The 17,798-nt window shown below is 67.3% G+C and carries 12 protein-coding genes and 1 tRNA gene; 10 read left to right on the forward strand and 3 right to left on the reverse strand.

From position 1 onward, the window contains the following. Window positions 1–290 precede the first annotated feature (290 nt). The 7 genes from ASF47_RS17480 to ASF47_RS17510 all read left to right on the forward strand — a co-directional run bounded on the left by ASF47_RS17480 (window position 291) and on the right by ASF47_RS17510 (window position 8,654). Window positions 291–2,129, forward strand: a complete 1,839-nt coding sequence (locus ASF47_RS17480) for a phosphoenolpyruvate carboxykinase (GTP) (protein WP_056865201.1) — start codon at window positions 291–293, stop codon at window positions 2,127–2,129. A gap of 99 nt (window positions 2,130–2,228) precedes the next feature. After that, window positions 2,229–2,301 (forward strand) — tRNA-Arg (locus ASF47_RS17485). Window positions 2,302–2,651: 350 nt separating this feature from the next. Next, a complete protein-coding gene (locus ASF47_RS17490) occupies window positions 2,652–3,251 on the forward strand; it encodes a hypothetical protein (RefSeq protein ID WP_156697972.1) in 600 nt (199 codons plus the stop codon). Between the two features lie 203 nt (window positions 3,252–3,454). Beyond that, the gene (locus tag ASF47_RS17495; RefSeq protein WP_056865203.1) at window positions 3,455–3,649 is read left to right on the forward strand and encodes a hypothetical protein; all 195 of its coding nucleotides are present in this window, start codon (window positions 3,455–3,457) and stop codon (window positions 3,647–3,649) included. Next, on the forward strand, window positions 3,633–6,002 hold the full coding sequence (locus ASF47_RS17500; RefSeq protein WP_056865204.1) for a hypothetical protein: 2,370 nt from the start codon (window positions 3,633–3,635) through the stop codon (window positions 6,000–6,002). Before ASF47_RS17495 ends, ASF47_RS17500 begins: the two co-directional genes overlap by 17 nt. 56 nt (window positions 6,003–6,058) lie before the next feature. Beyond that, the gene (locus tag ASF47_RS17505) at window positions 6,059–7,006 is read left to right on the forward strand and encodes a hypothetical protein (RefSeq protein WP_156697973.1); all 948 of its coding nucleotides are present in this window, start codon (window positions 6,059–6,061) and stop codon (window positions 7,004–7,006) included. Then, entirely contained in the window at window positions 6,999–8,654 is a 1,656-nt protein-coding gene (locus ASF47_RS17510; protein WP_056865206.1) for a hypothetical protein, read from the forward strand. The genes ASF47_RS17505 and ASF47_RS17510 overlap by 8 nt, the downstream gene beginning before the upstream one ends. Before the next feature lie 4 nt (window positions 8,655–8,658). Here the strand turns inward: ASF47_RS17510 and ASF47_RS17515 are convergent, their stop codons facing one another. Further along, entirely contained in the window at window positions 8,659–9,978 is a 1,320-nt protein-coding gene (locus ASF47_RS17515; RefSeq protein WP_082500462.1) for a DNA methyltransferase, read from the reverse strand. A gap of 232 nt (window positions 9,979–10,210) precedes the next feature. On the opposite strand from ASF47_RS17515, the gene ASF47_RS17520 reads away from it, so the two are divergent. Beyond that, window positions 10,211–13,207: an RNA 2'-phosphotransferase gene (locus ASF47_RS17520; protein WP_156697974.1), complete on the forward strand. Its 2,997-nt coding sequence runs from the start codon at window positions 10,211–10,213 to the stop codon at window positions 13,205–13,207. A 256-nt stretch (window positions 13,208–13,463) separates the two neighbouring features. Here the strand turns inward: ASF47_RS17520 and ASF47_RS17525 are convergent, their stop codons facing one another. Beyond that, complete coding sequence (locus tag ASF47_RS17525; protein WP_056865209.1) at window positions 13,464–14,330, reverse strand: serine hydrolase domain-containing protein; 867 nt, start codon at window positions 14,328–14,330, stop codon at window positions 13,464–13,466. Window positions 14,331–14,425: 95 nt separating this feature from the next. Here ASF47_RS17525 and ASF47_RS17530 point away from each other — a divergent pair, with 95 nt between their 5' ends. Next, window positions 14,426–15,928 (forward strand): hypothetical protein, encoded by a 1,503-nt coding sequence (locus ASF47_RS17530; RefSeq protein ID WP_056865210.1) that lies wholly within the window; start codon window positions 14,426–14,428, stop codon window positions 15,926–15,928. Window positions 15,929–16,004: 76 nt separating this feature from the next. After that, complete coding sequence (locus ASF47_RS17535) at window positions 16,005–17,243, forward strand: MFS transporter (RefSeq protein ID WP_235558797.1); 1,239 nt, start codon at window positions 16,005–16,007, stop codon at window positions 17,241–17,243. A 53-nt stretch (window positions 17,244–17,296) separates the two neighbouring features. Here the strand turns inward: ASF47_RS17535 and ASF47_RS17540 are convergent, their stop codons facing one another. Beyond that, window positions 17,297–17,623: a hypothetical protein gene (locus ASF47_RS17540; RefSeq protein WP_056865212.1), complete on the reverse strand. Its 327-nt coding sequence runs from the start codon at window positions 17,621–17,623 to the stop codon at window positions 17,297–17,299. Window positions 17,624–17,798 lie beyond the last annotated feature (175 nt).

Here is a 17,798-nt window from a genome sequence, read left to right on the forward strand (position 1 = left end):
GTGTGCCGCGTTCCCCGAGTCTGCTGCGGATGATGACACACCCCTCGCAGGGGCCACCCGGGCGAGACCCCGGCGACCCCGCCGCGAGCGCCCCGCGACCCGGCCGCGCCGCGCCCTGACTTGGATCGATCCACGATTCGTGGCCCACGTCACAGGCCGCGGAGGCCTCGCTGGGAGGTCCGAAAATCGCCCGTCCAGTCTGGATCGATCCAACGACCCTGGCGTGCGGAAGGGGGGTAAAGAGCGGCTAGCGTGCCTGTCAAGCAGCCCCGGGAAAGGCGAATCTGGACATGGTCGATGTGGAGAAGGTCCTCGACGAGGCGGGTCTCAAGAACCCGCACGTGCGGGAGTACGTCGCGTACTGGGCGGGGGTGACCGAGCCCGAGCGGATCGAGGTCGTCAACGCCTCCGACGACGCCCGCCTGGTGGCCGAGGCCCTCGAGGCCGGCGAGCTCCTGCCCGCCGGTGAGGGGCTGTACTACTCGCGCTCCTACTTCAAGGACACCGCGCGCTCCGAGGAGCGCACGATCGTGGCCACGAGCAAGCCCGAGGACAAGGGCGTCTACAACAACTGGCGCGACGCCGAGGAGATGACCTCCAGCCAGCTGGAGCGCATGCGCGGTCAGTCGCGTGGCAAGACGATGTACGTCATCCCCTACCTGATGGCGCCTCCCGGCTCCCCGCTCGAGGCCTTCGCCGCGGGCGTCGAGCTCACCGACAACCGCCCGGTCGTGCTCCACATGATCCGGATGGCCCGCGTCGGCACCGCCCACGTCGACAACCTCGAGGACCCCGCCTCGTTCGTGCGCGCCGTGCACGTCACCGGCGACCTGGAGAACCTCGGCCAGGGCACCTCCGACGACCAGCGCTACTTCGTCACGGTCGCCGACCAGCGCACGATCCTGCACTTCGGCTCGTCGTACGGCGGCAACGCGCTGCTGGGCAAGATCGCCCACGGCCTGCGCCAGGCCTGCTACGACGGCCGCGCGTCGGGCAAGTTCCTCGCCGAGCAGTTCATGCTGCTGGGGATCACCGACCACGAGACCGGCAAGAAGTACCACGTGTGCGGCGGCTTCCCGTCGGCCTCGGGCAAGACCAACCTCGCCATGACGCTGGCGCCCGACGCCATGGGCAGCCGCTACCACGTGGAGTTCTACGGCGACGACATCGCCTGGCTCTGGGTCGGCGAGGACGGCAAGGTCTACGCGATGAACCCCGAGAACGGGGTCTTCGGCGTCGCCAAGGACACCAACGAGCTCACCAACCCCACCGCGCTGGACTCCATCAAGCCCGGCAGCGGCGCGATCTTCACCAACGTCGCCTACAACCCCGACACCCAGGAGGTGTGGTGGGAGGGCAAGACTCCCGACTACCCCGCTGACGTCACCGGGTGGGAGGACTGGAAGGGCGAGAAGATCTCCGACCGCGAGGCCGGCGACGACTCCCCGTGGGCCCACCCCAACAGCCGCTTCACCACGACGCTGGCCAACGTGCCCAACGTCGCGGGCGACTTCGAGGACCCCGCCGGCGTGCCCGTCGACGCGATCATCTTCGGCGGCCGCACCCGCGACCGCGAGCCGCTGGTGCGCGCGATCACCGACCTCGCCGAGGGCGTCTACGACGGCCTCACGCTCGGCGCCGAGGCGACCTTCGCCGCCGACGGCCTCGACGGCCAGCTGCGCTACGACCCGATGTCGATGCGGCCCTTCATGGCCTACGCCGAGGCCGACTACGCCGCGCACTGGCTGAAGATCATCGGCGCCGCCACGCAGCAGCCGATCTTCGCCCACGTCAACTGGTTCCAGCGCGACGCCGAGGACGGCCACTTCCTGTGGCCCGGCTACCGGGAGAACCTGCGCCCGCTGCTGTGGCTGGTCAAGTACGCCGCCGGCGAGGTCTCGGGCCGCCAGACCCCGGTCGGTGTCCTGCCCACCGAGGAGGAGCTCGACCTCACCGGCCTCGACCTGCCCGCCGACGAGCTGGCCCGCATCCTCGACATCGACGTCGAGCGCTGGCGCCAGGAGATGGGCTTCCGCGAGGAGCACCTCCAGCAGTTCGACGGCCTGCCCCAGGAGATCTGGGAGGCCCACCGCCGGGTCGCCCAGGCCCTCGCCGACGCCGACTCCTGACGGAGTAGCCGACCGGGCACGGGCCGATTTCGGCTCACGGTGCCCGGTCGGCTATCCTCGACCAGTCGTCGCGCCGGCCCCGGCCGGATCGCCCGATATGCGCCTGTAGCTCAACGGATAGAGCATCTGACTACGGATCAGAAGGTTTGGGGTTCGAATCCCTACAGGCGCACAGCACACGAAGGCTCCTGACCAGGCAAGACGCGGTCAGGAGCCTTGTGCGTTGCCCCGGCGGCCACGCTGACGGGCTAACGTCTTGCTAACACGGCCTTCTCGGGCGCATGAGCCAGGGCCGAGACCGGCACGTGGGCGCGCCGTCCCGGGTTCTGGCTGCTCGATCCCAGTAGACAAGACCGGGCCCGTTTGCTCGGGTTCGTTAGCGGTCGACGTTACGGGGTCCGGTAGGGCTTACTCCGGCTCATGCTCACCCTCCACCCCCTAGCGCCGCTCGTATCGGTGTCCTCCGAGTCCCTTCTACGGGTCGTGCATCGACACATGGCCCACCCAGATCGGGGCGCCGTCGTGCGGCCCATCTCGATCGACAACCAAGCCCCTCAGGAACTGTCCTGGGACGCACACCCCCACGATCAGCCGTATGCCGAATACCTGGCTAACGGTGGCTGGTACAAGACCCTCGCGCTCGACTTCGACGCTCGCGGAGACAACGGCCGACAGAAGGTCGAGAGCGAGGTCCAGCTCGTCAAGCGGCTTCTCCGTGCTGTCGCTCTCGGGTTCATCGACTGTGCGAGCGGACCAACCGGCGGGCGACACCTGGTCGCCACCTTCGACGGCGATGGCGTGAGCGCGGCGTATATGCGGCTGTTCTGTCAGCGCCTGAAGGACCTGCTCGATCTATCGACACTCGACATCGCCTGTATGACGAATCCCGAGACGGGATGCATCCGACCGCCCTACTCCGCCCATCGCCTGGGCGGCAGGTCTGAGCCATCGACCAGTCTGGAAGTCACCCCGCACACGCTGGCGCGTGGCAACGACCCGATGCGTCTGCGCGCTCTTCTGGACGCCATGGACATCACGCGAGGACCCCGACTGAGCACAGGTCCGGCACTCCATGTCGCAGTTTCGTACGGCGCGGAAGGGGTCTGCTACACCATCCGGTGACAGGGTGGGTTAGGCCGCCTGAGTGGTGATCAGACGGCTTCGAGCCGCTGGGTCGCGACCCAGTCACCGGGGTGCCAACGCTGCCAGGCCTATGCCGCTCATCGCGGCACACATGCATCGTCCTCGCGCGGTCCTGCTAACGATGGCGCTAACTCGCTGCGACTGCCTCGGCGAGCTGGCTGGACGCACAGTAGGGTTCCCGCATGACGGCGACGGAGGAGTTCGGCTTCCAGGCTGACCCAGCGCCGATGGCTTTCAGCCTGATGCGCAGCATCTGGACCGACCGTCCGGACGTGTCGGTCGAGGAACGGATCGAGTTCATCAGGGCCCTGATGGAGGACACTGAGTCCGGCACCTCGGACCTCGCTGAGTGGATGCGCAGTGCGGTTCAGGATTGAGGCGGCGCCCAGCGCCGGGCTCCGCGTTATCCCGGAGATCCCTGATGGGCAGCTAGTTCAGATCGATGGCCGTAACGGCATCGGCAAGACCCTAGCCATTCGGCTGCTGCAACTTGCGACGACATCCCAGCCGTTTGCCGACAAGCCGCAGAGCTGGACGACCCTGAAGGAAAACCTCAACCCGGTGACCATCTGGGCTGACGGTCTGGCCAGCGGCAAGACACTTCGATTCAGCCTTGATCCAGGAGAGTGGCCCGACGAGCCAAAACCTCCGAGCGACTGGCTGGGCTCGGTGTACCTAGACGACGATCCCATTGCGTGGTCCGCGGTGCCCGCTCTCCTTCAGGTCCGACGGATCGGTGGTGACGAGACACTTGGCGAATCTCTAGCTGGGCAGGTTGCAACCGACCGCGAGCGCTTGCGCCAGGTCTCGGTTCGCCAGAAGCCTCGCCGGGATGACTGGAACGGCCGTATCGGGGCCCTTCGCCTCCTTACTGAGGTGCCAGCAGCCTTTGACTTCCTCCGCCTCAGAACAGCCATCGAGCGTGCCGAGAGCGACCTAGAGACAGCGACCAACCGTCTCACCGCCGCCGAGAACCGCGCCGAGCACGTTGCCGAGATCGCGCGTATCTTCAATCGCCACAACGCAGTCGTCGTGGAACGTCCGCGTCTCATCAAGCGCATCGCCGATCTCACCACGTCAATCGATGAACTTCGCGTGGCCGCAAGTGAGCTCGACGAACGCGCTGCGGAGGTACTGAGGCACTCGCAGCAAACCGATGAAGTCTGGGCCAAGGTCGAGCACCTGACGAGCTTGCAGCGCAAGCGGCGCGACCGACGCGAGCGGCGCCGACGCGAGCTTGCGGACCTGAGTCGCGCAGCTGACGTCAGCGTTCCAGTCGACCTTGCAGCCGCGCAGGGTCAGATCGATGCTCTTAGCGTTGAGCGGGAGCGCTTAGAGGAGCAACGTCAGACGGTCGACCGGGCGGGCCTCGTGCTGGAGCTGCTTGACGCCATCGAGGGTCCTATCGATCGTGGACTAGCAGCCCGCCTCGCGGACGAGATTGTTGCGCAGCTGCCGGCCGGACCAATAAGTCTGGGCGAGCTAGATCGGGGCGTGGCGGCGCGCCGCCCGGTACTCGACAAGATCGAGCGGAGCGCCGGTACAGAGATCCTCGAGGCCATCGAAGAGATCGACCGCCAGATCGAGGCCTGCGAAGGGTTGCCGGCCGCGGTTCGACTACTCGCGAGCGCCGAAGAGGACTTACAAGAGACCGAGCAGCAGCTCGGTGAGTTCCTTCGTACCCTCACTGGTGGGGTCGCTGACGACTACGAGACCTTGAACGAAGAGCGTGTTCAGCAGCTAGACAAGCTCACCTTGCTGGTTGAAGAGCGAACCCAAGCCGAGGCAGAGCTGACAGAACTCACTTCCGAAGGCGACGAAGAGGTTCTCGCACGCCTAACTCAGGAACAGACGACGAGCCTCGGTGCGGAAATCAGCCCAGCTGACACCGAGGCCTGGGCTGATCTGGTGACCGGCATCCGTCGCGACGTCGCCGCGGCGACCTCCCACCTAACTGACGCAACCGGAAAGCGCGACGCGGCTCGGACGGAGCTCGTTCAGGCCGAGTCAGCGGTCCGCGGGGCCACGACGGAACTCGCGAAGAGTCCCGCCTTCTCCTGGCTGCGCGAGCATGATCTGCCCGTGCCGGATGCGTCGTTGTCGCTTGAATCGCAGGTGGAGGCACTGCGCGCCCTCGGCAATGGCGCGGTGAAGTTGGAGAACCTCCTGCTCTACACGTTGAACGATCAGCAGTCGTTGGACCGGGCCCTGGAAGGCCTCGCGGGTCGGTTGCGGGCGAGCGGAACTGCAGGTCAGGTGGACGGCGGCCCCGGCGGCGAGCTCTCGCCTCGCGCCGAGCTTCACTACGAGCGGCGCTTCGCTGAAGAGCTGTCGAGTGAGGTGGTACGCGCAGCCCTGTTCTCTAACGGCTCTGACGTCTCAGTCGACCTGCGCACGATGTCGACCAGCTGGACGCTTCCAAACGGACAGCGCAACACCCGTCCGCTCGAAGCATTTTCAAGCGGCGAACGGGCTTTCGCTTATACCCGAGTTCAAGTAGAACGTCTCGTTGACGACCACGCTGAAAACCGGGTCATCTTCCTCGATGAGTTCGGCAGTTTCGTGGAGCACGACCGGTTCGAGGAGTTGAAGCGCTTCTTGCGAACCCAGGCCCTCGGCAGGGCTGCGGACAAGATCGTGCTCATTCTCCCGCTCCGAAGGTCTCCGTCTCCCGATGAGCAGCTGGAGCTGAAGCAACGTGGTGGCTACCTCGCGAGCGAGATCGACTGATGGTCGAACGTACGGACGGTGGGTTGGCAGAGCCCGACCCCGATAGCTGGTATGGGATGCCGCGCGTCTACGACCGTTCGCACGCCGAGGCCCTTTCGGACGCGTTGGAAACTGTGTGGGCTGCGCAGGGTCGGGCGGCCGGCGCGAAGGATCAGGCTGCCATCCGCAAGGCGTGGTTTGATCCGCTCGCCCGCGGTGCACGACTCCGTGCAGCAATCGACAGCCTCCCGCCAGTACGTGATCTCGTGCCGCACTGGGACTCGCTGGACCTGGCAGCTCCGCTCGTGCTGCTGGTAAACGACAGTCGATCGCTCGTGAGTATGGAGGGGCACGCGTTTTCCCAGCTGCTGCAGCAGCAGTTGCAGGCGCACCCACAGGCCAGTCGCATCCGTCTGCGTTGGTCGGACACGGACCAAGCAGATCGGGCTCTGCTCGACGACTACCGGTCGGCTGTGCTCACGAAGATTCACTCGGTCATTGATCTGCGGGTAGGCGGGGGAGCCCCCCTGCTGCCGCAAGCCATTGGGCAAATCTTGCTCCTCATCCTGAACGGCAACTTCGGTCCAGAGCACGCCCTCCGACGGCCAAGTAATCCGCGCGACCAAGCCGTCGTCGACGACGCCGTGGCCCAGATGGTCTCTGAGTTCGCCGAGTCGCTGTCGCCGTCCAAGCGCGGACGTACTGCCGGCGCCTACAGCCTCTACAGCGGTTACGCGATGACCGAGGCCCGCCGGCGCCTCGGTTCTGACCTTGCCGAAAACCCGGTCTATCTCGCAGTCGGCAGCCGCCAGCGGGTCACCGATCGCCTCGTCGCCGATTTACGCCGACGCAAGGTGTCCGCTGGGCTGGCGCGTCAGGCACTCGAAGCACTCATCGAACGGTACGAAGTCCTCCGGCCGTCGCTCGCGCAGTACGGACTTGCCCAGGGTAAGCCGAGCGATGCAGTGCAGCTGCGGGAGGCCTTCCGGTTGGCTTGGGACACATCCGGTGAGGTCGATGGATAGCGACTACTCCACGACCAAGGTGCTCGAGTTCTTGGTCGACGTGCTCAACGAGGCGGAGCGCGGCACAGGTCCGGAGCTCAACGTCATCCCCGTAGTCGTGCAAGACGATCTACCCAGCCTGTTGCCATTGCTCACCGAGGTGTGCCGGTACGCCGGAGTGCCGTTCCGTCTCGCGGAGAACCTCGTTGACGGCTTGCCGTGGCGGGATCCGGACGTGCTGCCTGACAACTCCTTACGGACCAAGATCGAGCGAATCGAGCTTGACCCTACGGGTAGTGGGCACGGTGAGAACCTCCGCGTCGCGGTCGACGATTCAATCCTGACGGTCCGCATCGGAACGAACGGTTCTCCGACCAACCCCGGCGACCGGAACCAACTCGGGCTTCTCACCGCCCTGCTCGATCCAGAGATCAGGACGCATGCAGCCGCTGTAGTTGCGTACGACGAGACCGACCTGTCGGACGACAGCAAGGAACGAATGTGGGACTTCGTTCTGAAGGATCTGCAGACGCTAGGCCCGGCGTGCAAAACGCTGATCGTGCTCGTCGGGTGCGCCACGCTCGACTTCGAGCGCCATTGCCGTGAGGGCGCGGGCGCACGATGGGCCTTCCAGCACGGCAACGTCCGTTGGCGCCAGCGCTCTCAGACAGACATGAGTGGCATCGCCAAGATCGCCGCTGATGACGACATGATCGTCCTGATGCTCGGTGCCGGTGCGTCCATGAGTTCAGGTCTGCCGCTCGGCGATCACCTTCGCAACTCTGCCCTTGCTCGGCTTGTACCTGACCTGGCCGATCAGGGGCGACCGTTTCGCGACCAGGCGAGTGAGTTCTTCCGCCAGACCGCATCCCTCGGCCGCCTCATGCCATCTGAGCAGAACATCCAGGAAGAGGACTTCATCGAGTCGCTCACCTTGGAGCGGGTCCTGCGCGAGGAGGTGCGAGGTCGAGCTCACGGGGAACGACTTCCGACGCTCGTCAAATTCGATGAGATGCAGCAGAAGGTGCTCGACTCACCTGGGCCGTCCATGCGCGACCTCCGCGCGCTCTTGCAACTGCGCCGACGGCTCGTGCTCCTAACTGTCAACTTCGATCAGATGATCGAGCATGACGCCCACGTCCTTGCCCCCGGTGACGACGATCCGCTGGACGCTCGGTCGCCAGGCCCGGACGCGGCATCAGTGCGCATGTTCGTAACGTCCGACGACTTCGCGGCGTTCCCCGCGTACTACGACGAGTACAAGGACCACGGCGGCGCCGTCCCGCTCATCAAGCTGCACGGGACGATCGATCAGCCGGAGACCGTGCGCGCCAACCTCGACGTCACGCTGCCAGGGCTCGACGAGCATGCTGCGGATCTGCTGCGTCACCTGATCCCTCCGAAGGGAGGCTCGATCAAGTGGGTGTATGTGGGATGCAGCATGCGCGATCCCGACATCACAGCCGTGACGCAGACGCAGCCCTTCGCCCACCGAGCACTCGAAACTTGGGTGTCGCCCTTCATCGATCCTCACGTCGAGATGTGGATTGCGAAGAACCGCCAGCCAGCGTGGCGCGCTGCGGAGCTGCCCGAGACGCCGCGGGAGCGGACGATTACCCAGACCGCCGATAGCTTCTTCCGCCACTTCCGGAAGATGCTGACCTCGTAGCGGGTTAGGGTCGCCGCAGCACCAGCACCCGCTCTGACAATTTTGCCTGCGTCCGGCCGGCGTTGGTGGACCAACGGTTGCCGCGCTGTCGAAGGATCACGTCCTCCTTGACCTCGAAACCCTGCTCCTGTGCGAACTGACCAATCAGGCCGGGTGTATCGATGTAGACGCCGTACGGAGCGCTATCTCCGACGAGCCACAGGGCTGGTGAGCCCGGATCGAGATGGTCGTAAAGATTGCCCAGCACGGACTTCATGGCCACGAAGTAGGACGGGACGACTTGGTCGTACTCCTTCGCGCGGCCAGACCGCTCCTTCCGCAACCGGGCGAGCTCATCGACGAGCGCGACGACCTTCTTATCGGGTGCATGATTGTCTCGCTTCAGGAGATCGACGGCAGCAGTCTTGTCGCCTTTCGACGACTGCTGTGTAGTAGCCGTAATCATGTCGGAACGAACTCCGAGACACATGTCGCGCCACGTCCGCACCTCTCCCCAGAAGTAGAGCTCCAGGCGGGTAGCGTCCGCGTAGTCGAAGTTGTTCAGATACGGCGGCGAGGAGACGCACGCCTGGGCCGTGGTTGGGATGACGCTCCACGCGTCAGCCGAGCGCGAGTCACCGCTCACGACGACGCTCGTGAAAGACGAGGCTTCATCCAGGCCCGTCAGATCATCGGCCATGAACTGGAGGCGTTCCTGGAAGCGAGCGACGACGTCGGGGTGCTTGGGAACTCTCGCGATGCCCGGACGCTGGTAGGGCCACCCGACCTTGACCGCAGCAACATCGCGAAGCGTGCCGAGCAACGCCCACTTCAGGTAGGGCAGCGTTTCGCTCCAAGTCTCAACCTGGATGCGGTCGCGGAGTTCTAGGAGCGCGAGGAGCGCAGGTGGCGTGAAGCTTCGTGTCACCAGGGAGGTCTCATCCGAGATGTCCCGCCCACGCTTGGCGCGAAGGGCGGATTCGGTGGCGGTTGAGAGATGCTCGCCCGCCGCGATGATTTCGTTCGGGGCCGGCGCGGGGTTTCGTAGCTTCAGCGCCGCGAGTTCGGCGATGAGCGGGTGGGCCTCGATGCCCGTGAAGTTCAGGCCGCGCTGGCGGGCGGCGGTCCCGGTGACCCCTGAGCCCGTGAAGCAATCGGTGACGGTTCCCTCGGTGACGCCCATCTGGTCCAGCAGCATCCCAACGTAGTCGCTCGCGAAGCCTGCTGGGTAGCGGAACCACCGATCGAACGGCGTAGTCCGACTGGTGCCATGACTACGTCCGACGCCGGATCCGGTCGCCGATGGCCAGGATCCGGTCTCGCGGGACGGGTCGTCGGGAAGCATGGCCCTATTGCACCACGGCGGGGCGCCGATCCGCGACGGCGTCAACACTTGCCCAGCATGTATCGATGCCGTACATAGGTGCTGATCGCTTGACCGCGTGCCCAAGCGCAGTCGACCCGCCGCGAACAGGCCGGCCGCCCTTCGTCCGAGCGATGACGTGCGCGGTCCGGAGATTCGCCGCACGTCAACTCTTCTCGTCACATCGACGTGTGAGCACGGCTAGGTTGCAGGAGTGTCCGATGCAGCCGTGCCGTCACCCACTGTGGTCGCAACCACCATCGGACCCCGTCTCGTCCATGCTCCTCAATGGCGCGCGGCCTTGGACAACCTGTTCTTAGACCTCGACTTAGCGCCGGTCGAGCGCCCGTCCATTCGTACTGATGTCGGGCCCGAGGAGATCCGCTTCGCGGGGTTGTTGGAGGGTGTCACGGAGGCAGCAGCGAACGCTTGGACCGCGATACTGCGCTGGGAGCTTCAGCCGTCGGTAGCTGAGGCTCTATTGATCGAGGCGCTAGCAACACAGGATCCTCGGGGCTTCACTACTGCGCTGGGTCCTGGGCTCACCTACTTAAAGACCACTCACGTCATTCGGACCCGTGCGGCGATCGGTCTTCACGACTACGCGCGCGAGATCAACTGGCGCCGTCCGATCCTATACGTGACGGCCCTTAAGGCCGCCCGATCCTTCTTGCGTCAATGCGTTTCCGACGAGTCACTCGCCAGGCCAGACTTACGAAAGGAATTTACCGGCAGGCTCGGCGTGTCGACGGCGCTCATCGGCCGTTTTGAACCCACCGAGATTGACGATGTAAACGAGGCCGTCGTTGCGCTTGTGAACTCGTTGGAGCAAGGCAACGATCCCGTCGCTGCGCTCCCGTATCTCGTTGAGCTTCTCTGTCGTCAGTACGACCTCCTAGGCAACGCCGCGTTGGTCGAGGCGCAAGGCCGTCTCGATCGCGCGCGTCGCAGGGAGCGCACGCTCGGCCTCCTTCTCGCCGGGACTGAGGCACTGCTGCGGAATCGCGATGACCTGACCGACGAGCAACGCAGAGGGGCGCTCCTGGTGCGCTCTCGGGCATTGTTGACCGAGGGGAAGGCGCTGCGAAATAAGGATGTCGAGCAGAGGATTCGGTGGCTGATGCTCGACGCCATCGTCAGCGGCCTCGAGTTCGATCCGCGTCGTCAAGCGCGGCTGCACGGTCTTTCTCTCCCGTTCGCCTTCCGGCGCCCCAGTGAAGTTTCGCTCGTCGACCTGCCTTTGCAGACTGTGGGCGCGGCACTGCGTCCGCTAGCGCTGAAAGGCGAGCCGCTCGCGCGTTCGTTGTACGCCGATCTGATCGGCATCGATGAACGGCATTCCGTAGCGGACTTACGGCAGCTGGTCAGGCTTCGCGGTGCCACGAGACGGTGGGCGGCCCTAGACGACGAGCGCAGCCGTCTGCTGCTCCAGCGCGACGGGCTCGCGCTCGCGCACTTAGCGGGCGACCGACTGGAGCGCTTGCGGGCGCTTCAAGAGCTCGTCTCCATGACGGCTCGGCCATCTTGTGCCGCGGCCTCACTCGTCCTGATCGCGCGGGACGTAGAGAGAGCTGGTGCTGTCACTCTCCCGCCTCGTAAGGGCTGGTCGTCGGATCAGGACGCTATCTCGCGAGCGCTATATCGTGGCGACGCGCGGTCGCTGCTCCAGATGGCGGCAGAACGGGCTCGCCATAGCCCTGACCTCACCCTGACCAGCCTAGGTGGGCGTGGCGGGGTGGTAACGGTCTCCGACTACTTTTCCGTTGTCGGAGGAACGTTTGTGTTCAAGGACACGACCGTTCTGAGCTGGCGGCGGGAGGTCGAGAGAAGCAACCTCCTCGTAGACGCGCTCGCGGCGCGTCGTCTGACCGACCGCTTCGGAGTAGTGGAGCACCTCGCTCCCGACCTATCGGACGTGGCTGATTGCGATCCCCGAGAAGAGGTAACGACCGTCAGGCGATTCGAGGCGGGACGCGTGCTCGATGTACACGCTGCGGAGCAATCGTTGTCCGACCGTGTTGAGCTGTTGGGCATCGCGGCGGAGTTTCTCGGCTTTGTCCATACGGTGGAGGACGATACTCCGGTTACCGGCGTGCGCCGCCAGATGCGGGGCGGCAATGATATCGGACGATGGCTGAATGTCATCGACCCAGCTACTGCCGCTGACCGTTTCGAGCGGTTCTGGTCGCTAGTCGAGGGAATGCCCCTATTGCGCCGCCGTGACGCGCACCCGCTCAACTGGCTCGTCTCGCCCGAGGGGCGCATCTTGGCAGTCGACCTCGAAGCGATCGGTCGGCGCCCCCTAGGCTACGAGCTTGCGCAGCTTACGGAGGACCGTCATCTCCTCCCCCATGACGACGTAGTGGGACGCGAGCGCATCCTGGACCGCTACCTGCAGGCGATGGGCATGGAGTCGTGCGAAGCGTTTGCGGTCTCCTACGAGGCCTCGAGGTTTGCTAGAGCGGTGCGTAAGCTCACGCCACCTGATGGCCACGGGGCGGCACTCCAAGATGGTCGCGCAGTGCTTGCGCACCTCGGCCGAGAGGGCATCTCACCGCTGGTGCGAGAATTGGCGAGCGACGTGCTTGGTTCATGGAACTCCAGTCGCGGCTTGGGTGAGGATGATTACCTCACGCTTGGCCCCAGCGATGCGCAACGGAGACGGATCAGCCGGGCCATGTCGTACCGGCTCCGGCACGATCGGGACATTGCCCGAGACGAGGACGGTTGGGCAATGATCGACGACCTTTCCGCGAAAATTTCCGTCAACCCGGTAACAATCGTCCTGGTCGCCACGGACTTCCGGGAGCCACGGTTCGAGGTAGCGGGAGAACGGGTCAGGGCGCTTTATGGGCACTCACGACCGGTGGTGGAACGTCGTGGGTCGACGGGCGAAGAGTCGCCGCTGTTGTTCCACGCGACACCGTCCGCGGCGGTCGAGCTCGTGTTGTTCGCTGAGGGGCTGCGCCCAATGGGCCGGCAATTTGTGCACCTTTCAGCAAATCCTGACATAGCACTAGCGGCGGGTCGCCGACACGGCCCACCGACCCTGCTCGCAGTCGACTCAGCGAAGGTGGATGACGTTCGGCATGTCGCCGGCGAGACATATGTCGCCTCCCATGTCCCCAAAGAAGCAATCTCAGTCGTTCCTGCGGCTTGGCTTGCACATCGGCGGCTGGCGCCACCCAGCGACGCCGTCCAAAGCGCGTAGTCGATGGTGCCAATGGAGGAGACTGCTAACGGTTTGCTATCCCGCTGAGTCGAACTTGCACGAACCCGCGCGCACCAACGTGAATCAAGCACGGGACTCGCCAGGGCAGTCCCTAGCGAACGTCGAACTCTCCCGAACGCAGGCGAACCCAATGATTCCAACTACGGATCAGAAGGTTTGGGGTTCGAATCCCTCCAGGCGCACCGCACACGAAGCCGCGGACCATGACCGGTCTGCGGCTTCGGTCGTTCCTGGGTCAGGAGCCGAGGATCGCCACGACGCGCTCGGACGCGAGGTCGGCCCCGGTGTGGTCGTGGGCCTGGATGGTCACGACCGCGTCGCCGAGGAACAGCACGAGCTGACCGTGGGCGCCGTGCAGGCGGTACGCCTCGCCCGGTCCGCCCCAGGCGCCCAGCGAGTAGCGCGCGTAGGCGGGGGAGGCCGCCTCGCGTGAGGTCCAGTCCGAGCGCAGGCCGGTGGTCCAGCGCGAGGACAGCAGCCGCCGCCCGTGCCAGACCCCGTCGTCGCGGATCAGCCGGCCCAGGCGCGCGAGCTCCTCGACGCGCAGGTGCAGCCCTCCGCCGGCGGCGACGTACCCGTGCGGGCACCGATCCCAGGGCGGAGCGTCGATGCCGAGCGGGGTGAAGAGGACCGGCTGCAGCCAGTCGGCGACGTCGCCGACGACGCTGCTGAGCGCGCGCATCGCGGTGTAGGTGCTGGCGTTGGAGTACTGGAAGACCCGCCCCGCGGACGGGCGCGACAGGAACTCCTGGGCCAGGTCGGGCCAGTCGGTCAGCATCGTGTCGCTCCACGCCAGGTCGATGCCGCTGGTCATCGAGAGCAGGTGCCGCGTCGTGACCGACTCGACGCCCTCGCCGACCACCGGGGGCCGCAGGTAGCGGGTGACCGGCGCGTCGACGTCGTAGAGGCCGGCGTCGCAGGCCAGCCCGACGGCGAGGGTGCAGACCGCCTTGGCGGCGGAGTGGACGTCGCGGCGTACGTCGGGGGACCAGTGGTGGACCGCGCTGTCGTCGGCGAGGAGCACGTGGACGGCGTCGGCGCCGAAACCGTCGGCGTCGAGGACCTGCACGATCTGCCGGAGGACGTCGTGCGCGCGGCTCACGGGCCCAGTGTGCCGGTCGGTGCCAGCGCCGGAGGCCGCCGTACCGCCCGTGGGAGCGCGCCACGGTAAAGACGTCCGACACTAGGATCGAGCCCATGCGTCTCGTGTCGACGGTCGTCGGCTTCTTCCTGCGGAAGCTCGGCCTGTTGGCGGCGCTGGTGCTCTCGCTGTTCCTCGGCTACCTCGTCATGCAGTCCCTGGTGCCGGCCCTGCGCGAGGCCGCGGCCGACCGGGACCGGCTGGAGCGGGTCGTCGAGGAGCGAGCCGCGCTGCAGGAGGACCTGGGCCGGCTGCAGGCGGCCGCCGCCGCAGCCCGGAGCGAGGCGACGGCCTCGCTGGAGGCCGAGCTCGGCGACGAGGTCGGCACGCTCCAGGGTGCCGTCACCGACAAGAGGGCCGAGGTCGAGCGGCTGCGCGACGGCCAGCAGGACGTCTGCGGCCTGGTGCGGGACCTCATCGACCTGGTGACGCCGGGCGATGCGTGCGACGCCGCCGAGGCGGCGGTGCGGGAGGCCGACGAGGCGCTCGACTCCCTGGAGGGCGGTCTCGCCCGCGCCGAGGAGGGCGTGGCCGTGCTGCGCGACCCCGACCTCAGCGACCAGGAGAAGCTGGACCGGCTGGGTCGGGGTGACGACCCTGCGTTCCGCCAGGACGACATCGACGCGCAGGAGTCGGCGCTCGAGAAGAAGCAGGGCGAGGAGGACGTCCTGGAGGAGGCCCAGGGCTCCGGCACGGGCTGGGTCGTGGACCAGTGGGCCCGGTCGTGGAAGTGGCTGGCCGTCATCGCGCTCACCGTCCTGCTCGCCCCGATCGTGCTGCGCGTCGTCAGCTACTTCGTGCTGATGCCGCTGGTGCGCCGCCTCCACGAGCCGGTGCGGCTGGCCGACGGGGCGGAGACCGCGGACGCCGAGATCCGCACCAGCGAGGCCCAGCGCACGATGACCGTCCACGTCGGCGCCGGCGAGGTGCTGTCGACGCGCTCGGCGCACGTGCGCTCGGTGCAGGGCAGGGCCCGCAGCCGACTCCTCTACGACTGGTCCTCGCCCTTCATCAGCTACGCCGCCGGCCTGCACGAGATGAGCCGCCTGGTCGGGGACGAGACGGGCGGCTCGGTGACCCTGGCCAACCCCGACGACCCGAACGCCTACCTGATGCGCATCGACCTCCGCGACCACCCCGGCCTCGTGATGCACCCCAAGCACGTGGTCGGCGTCGTCGGGACGCCCGCCTTGGAGACGCGCTGGCGGTGGGGCGTGCACGCCTTCGCGACCTGGCAGGTGCGCTACATCCTCTTCGCCGGCACCGGCGGCCTCATCGTGGAGGGCTGCGGTGACGTGGTGGCGACCAACCCGGAGGGCAGGGCGACCAGGGTGAACCAGAACCTGGTCATGGGCTTCGACTCCCGCCTGAGCGTGGGCGTCAACCGCACCGAGGTCTTCTGGCCCTACCTGCGCGGCCGGGCCCCCCTGGTCGACGACGAGTTCACCGGCCACCACCCGCTCTTCGGGCAGCAGTCCGACACCGGCGAGGCGGCCAACCCGGTCACCCGGACCTTCAACGCGCTGTTCTCCGGCCTGGGCAAGCTCTTCGGCTTCTAGGCACGGGCTCGCGGAAGTGCGGGTCGCGTACGAACCCGGTTGACCCCGCGGGCCCACGCAGGCTTGGGTGGTCGGCGTGACCGACCGGCTCGGGCCGCTGCGCCACCGCGACTTCCGGCTGCTCGTGGCCGGCACGGCGACCAGCTCGCTGGGCAACGCGATGGCGCCGGTGGCGCTGGCCTTCGCGGTGATCGACCTCGGTGGCTCGGCGCAGGAGCTGGGGCTGGTGGTGGCGGCGTTCGCGCTGGCCGAGGTGGTCACGGTGCTCTTCGGCGGGGTGCTCGGCGACCGGGTCTCGCGCAAGGTGCTGATGGAGGGCTCGGCGGGCGCGTGCGCGCTGGTGCAGGCGGTGCTCGCGGCGGTGCTGCTCACCGGCGCGGCCAGCATCGCGCTGCTGACGGTGATGGGGGTGGTCACCGGCTGCCTCGCTGCGCTGAGCGGTCCGTCGTCGCAGGCGATGACCCGCCTGACCGTGCCCGCGGCCGAGCTGGCCTCGGCGGTGTCGGTGCGGCGGATCGGGCAGACCGGGTCGCAGATCGTCGGCTTCTCGGTGGGCGGGGTGCTCGTCGCGGCCGCTGGGCCGGGGTGGGCGATCGCGGTCGACGCGGCGACGTACGCCGTGGCCGCGGGGTGCTACGCCGCGCTCCGGGTGCCGCACGTGCGGGGCGCCTCGGCCGGCGCGTCGGTGCTGGGCGACCTCGGGGTCGGGCTGCGGGAGGTGCTCAGCCGCACCTGGCTGTGGCTGCTCATCGGCCAGGCCCTGCTCTACCACCTCGTCTACGGCGGCGCCCAGGGAGTGCTCGGCCCGATCGTGGTCGGCGACGGGTTCGGCCGCGCGGCGTGGGGCTGGGCGCTGGCGAGCCTGATGGCCGGCTTCGTGGTCGGCGGCCTGGTGACCCTGCGCTGGCGACCGCGCCACGGGCTGCGCGTCGGTGTCGCGATGCTCTCCCTGACCGCGGCGTTCCCGCTGGCGATGGCCGTCTCCGACCAGCTCGTCGTGGTGCTCCTGGGCGCCTTCGTGCACGGTTTCGGGCTCGAGGTCTTCTCGGTGGCCTGGGACCTCTCGATCCAGCAGAACGTGCCCGAGGACCGGCTGGCCCGGGTCTACTCCTTCGACCAGGTCGGCTCCTTCGTCTCCCGCCCGGTCGGCCTCGCGCTGACCGGGCCGGTGGCCGAGGCGGTCGGCTACGACCGGTGGCTGCTCGTGGTCGGGGGCGTCATGGCCGCCTCGTCGCTGCTGGCCCTGCTCTCGCGCGACGTACGCCGGCTGGAGCGGCACGCGCCGCCGCCGCTGGGCGTGGACGCCCCCGCCTGAGCCCCGGGCCCCGATCCCTGGAGCCCGGTGCCCGGGCCCGGGACAGTGGCGCTTCAGGGCAGCTGCGGCTCGGCTAGGCGGGTGACGGTGCGCAGCAGCCAGAGCGACTCGGCGGCCGTCGGGTCGTCGGTGAGCACCACCGAGACCCGCCCGGGCGTGCCGGGCGGTCGGGGCGCGTCGAGCGCCGCGGCCACGCCGGTCTTGGAGGGCGCGTAGGCCCCCGAGGGACAGGCGAGCAGGTGGACCGACCGGTCGGGGTGCGGCTCGCCGTACCAGGACGCCCAGAGCCGGAAGGCCTCGGGCACGGCGCTCTCGAGGGCCTGCGGGCTCGACCAGACGTCGACGGTGACGGTCTGCGACTGCTGAGTGGATGCCTCCATGTCAGCCCCCTCAGACCTGGAAGCGGGCCACGAGGGCTTTGAGCTCGGTGGCCATGGTGGCCAGGGCGGTGGCGGATTCGAGGGTGTTGTGGGCGCCGTGGCGGGTGTCGTCGGCGGCGGAGGCGACTTGGGCGATGTCGTCGGCGATGCCGTTGGCGCCGCCGGCGGCTTCGGT

Origin of the sequence: Nocardioides sp. Leaf285 (assembly GCF_001422955.1) — a bacterium.
Lineage (GTDB): Bacteria > Actinomycetota > Actinomycetes > Propionibacteriales > Nocardioidaceae > Nocardioides > Nocardioides kribbensis.

What these genes read in the sequence shown, in the direction of transcription:
- ASF47_RS17480 (WP_056865201.1), top strand. Translation starts at nt 291, where the DNA reads ATGGTCGATGTGGAGAAGGTCCTCGACGAGGCGGGTCTCAAGAACCCG.
- ASF47_RS17495 (WP_056865203.1), top strand. Translation starts at nt 3,455, where the DNA reads ATGACGGCGACGGAGGAGTTCGGCTTCCAGGCTGACCCAGCGCCGATG.
- ASF47_RS17505 (WP_156697973.1), top strand. Translation starts at nt 6,059, where the DNA reads ATGCCGCGCGTCTACGACCGTTCGCACGCCGAGGCCCTTTCGGACGCG.
- ASF47_RS17510 (WP_056865206.1), top strand. Translation starts at nt 6,999, where the DNA reads ATGGATAGCGACTACTCCACGACCAAGGTGCTCGAGTTCTTGGTCGAC.
- ASF47_RS17515 (WP_082500462.1), bottom strand. Translation starts at nt 9,978, where the DNA reads ATGCTTCCCGACGACCCGTCCCGCGAGACCGGATCCTGGCCATCGGCG.
- ASF47_RS17530 (WP_056865210.1), top strand. Translation starts at nt 14,426, where the DNA reads ATGCGTCTCGTGTCGACGGTCGTCGGCTTCTTCCTGCGGAAGCTCGGC.
- ASF47_RS17540 (WP_056865212.1), bottom strand. Translation starts at nt 17,623, where the DNA reads ATGGAGGCATCCACTCAGCAGTCGCAGACCGTCACCGTCGACGTCTGG.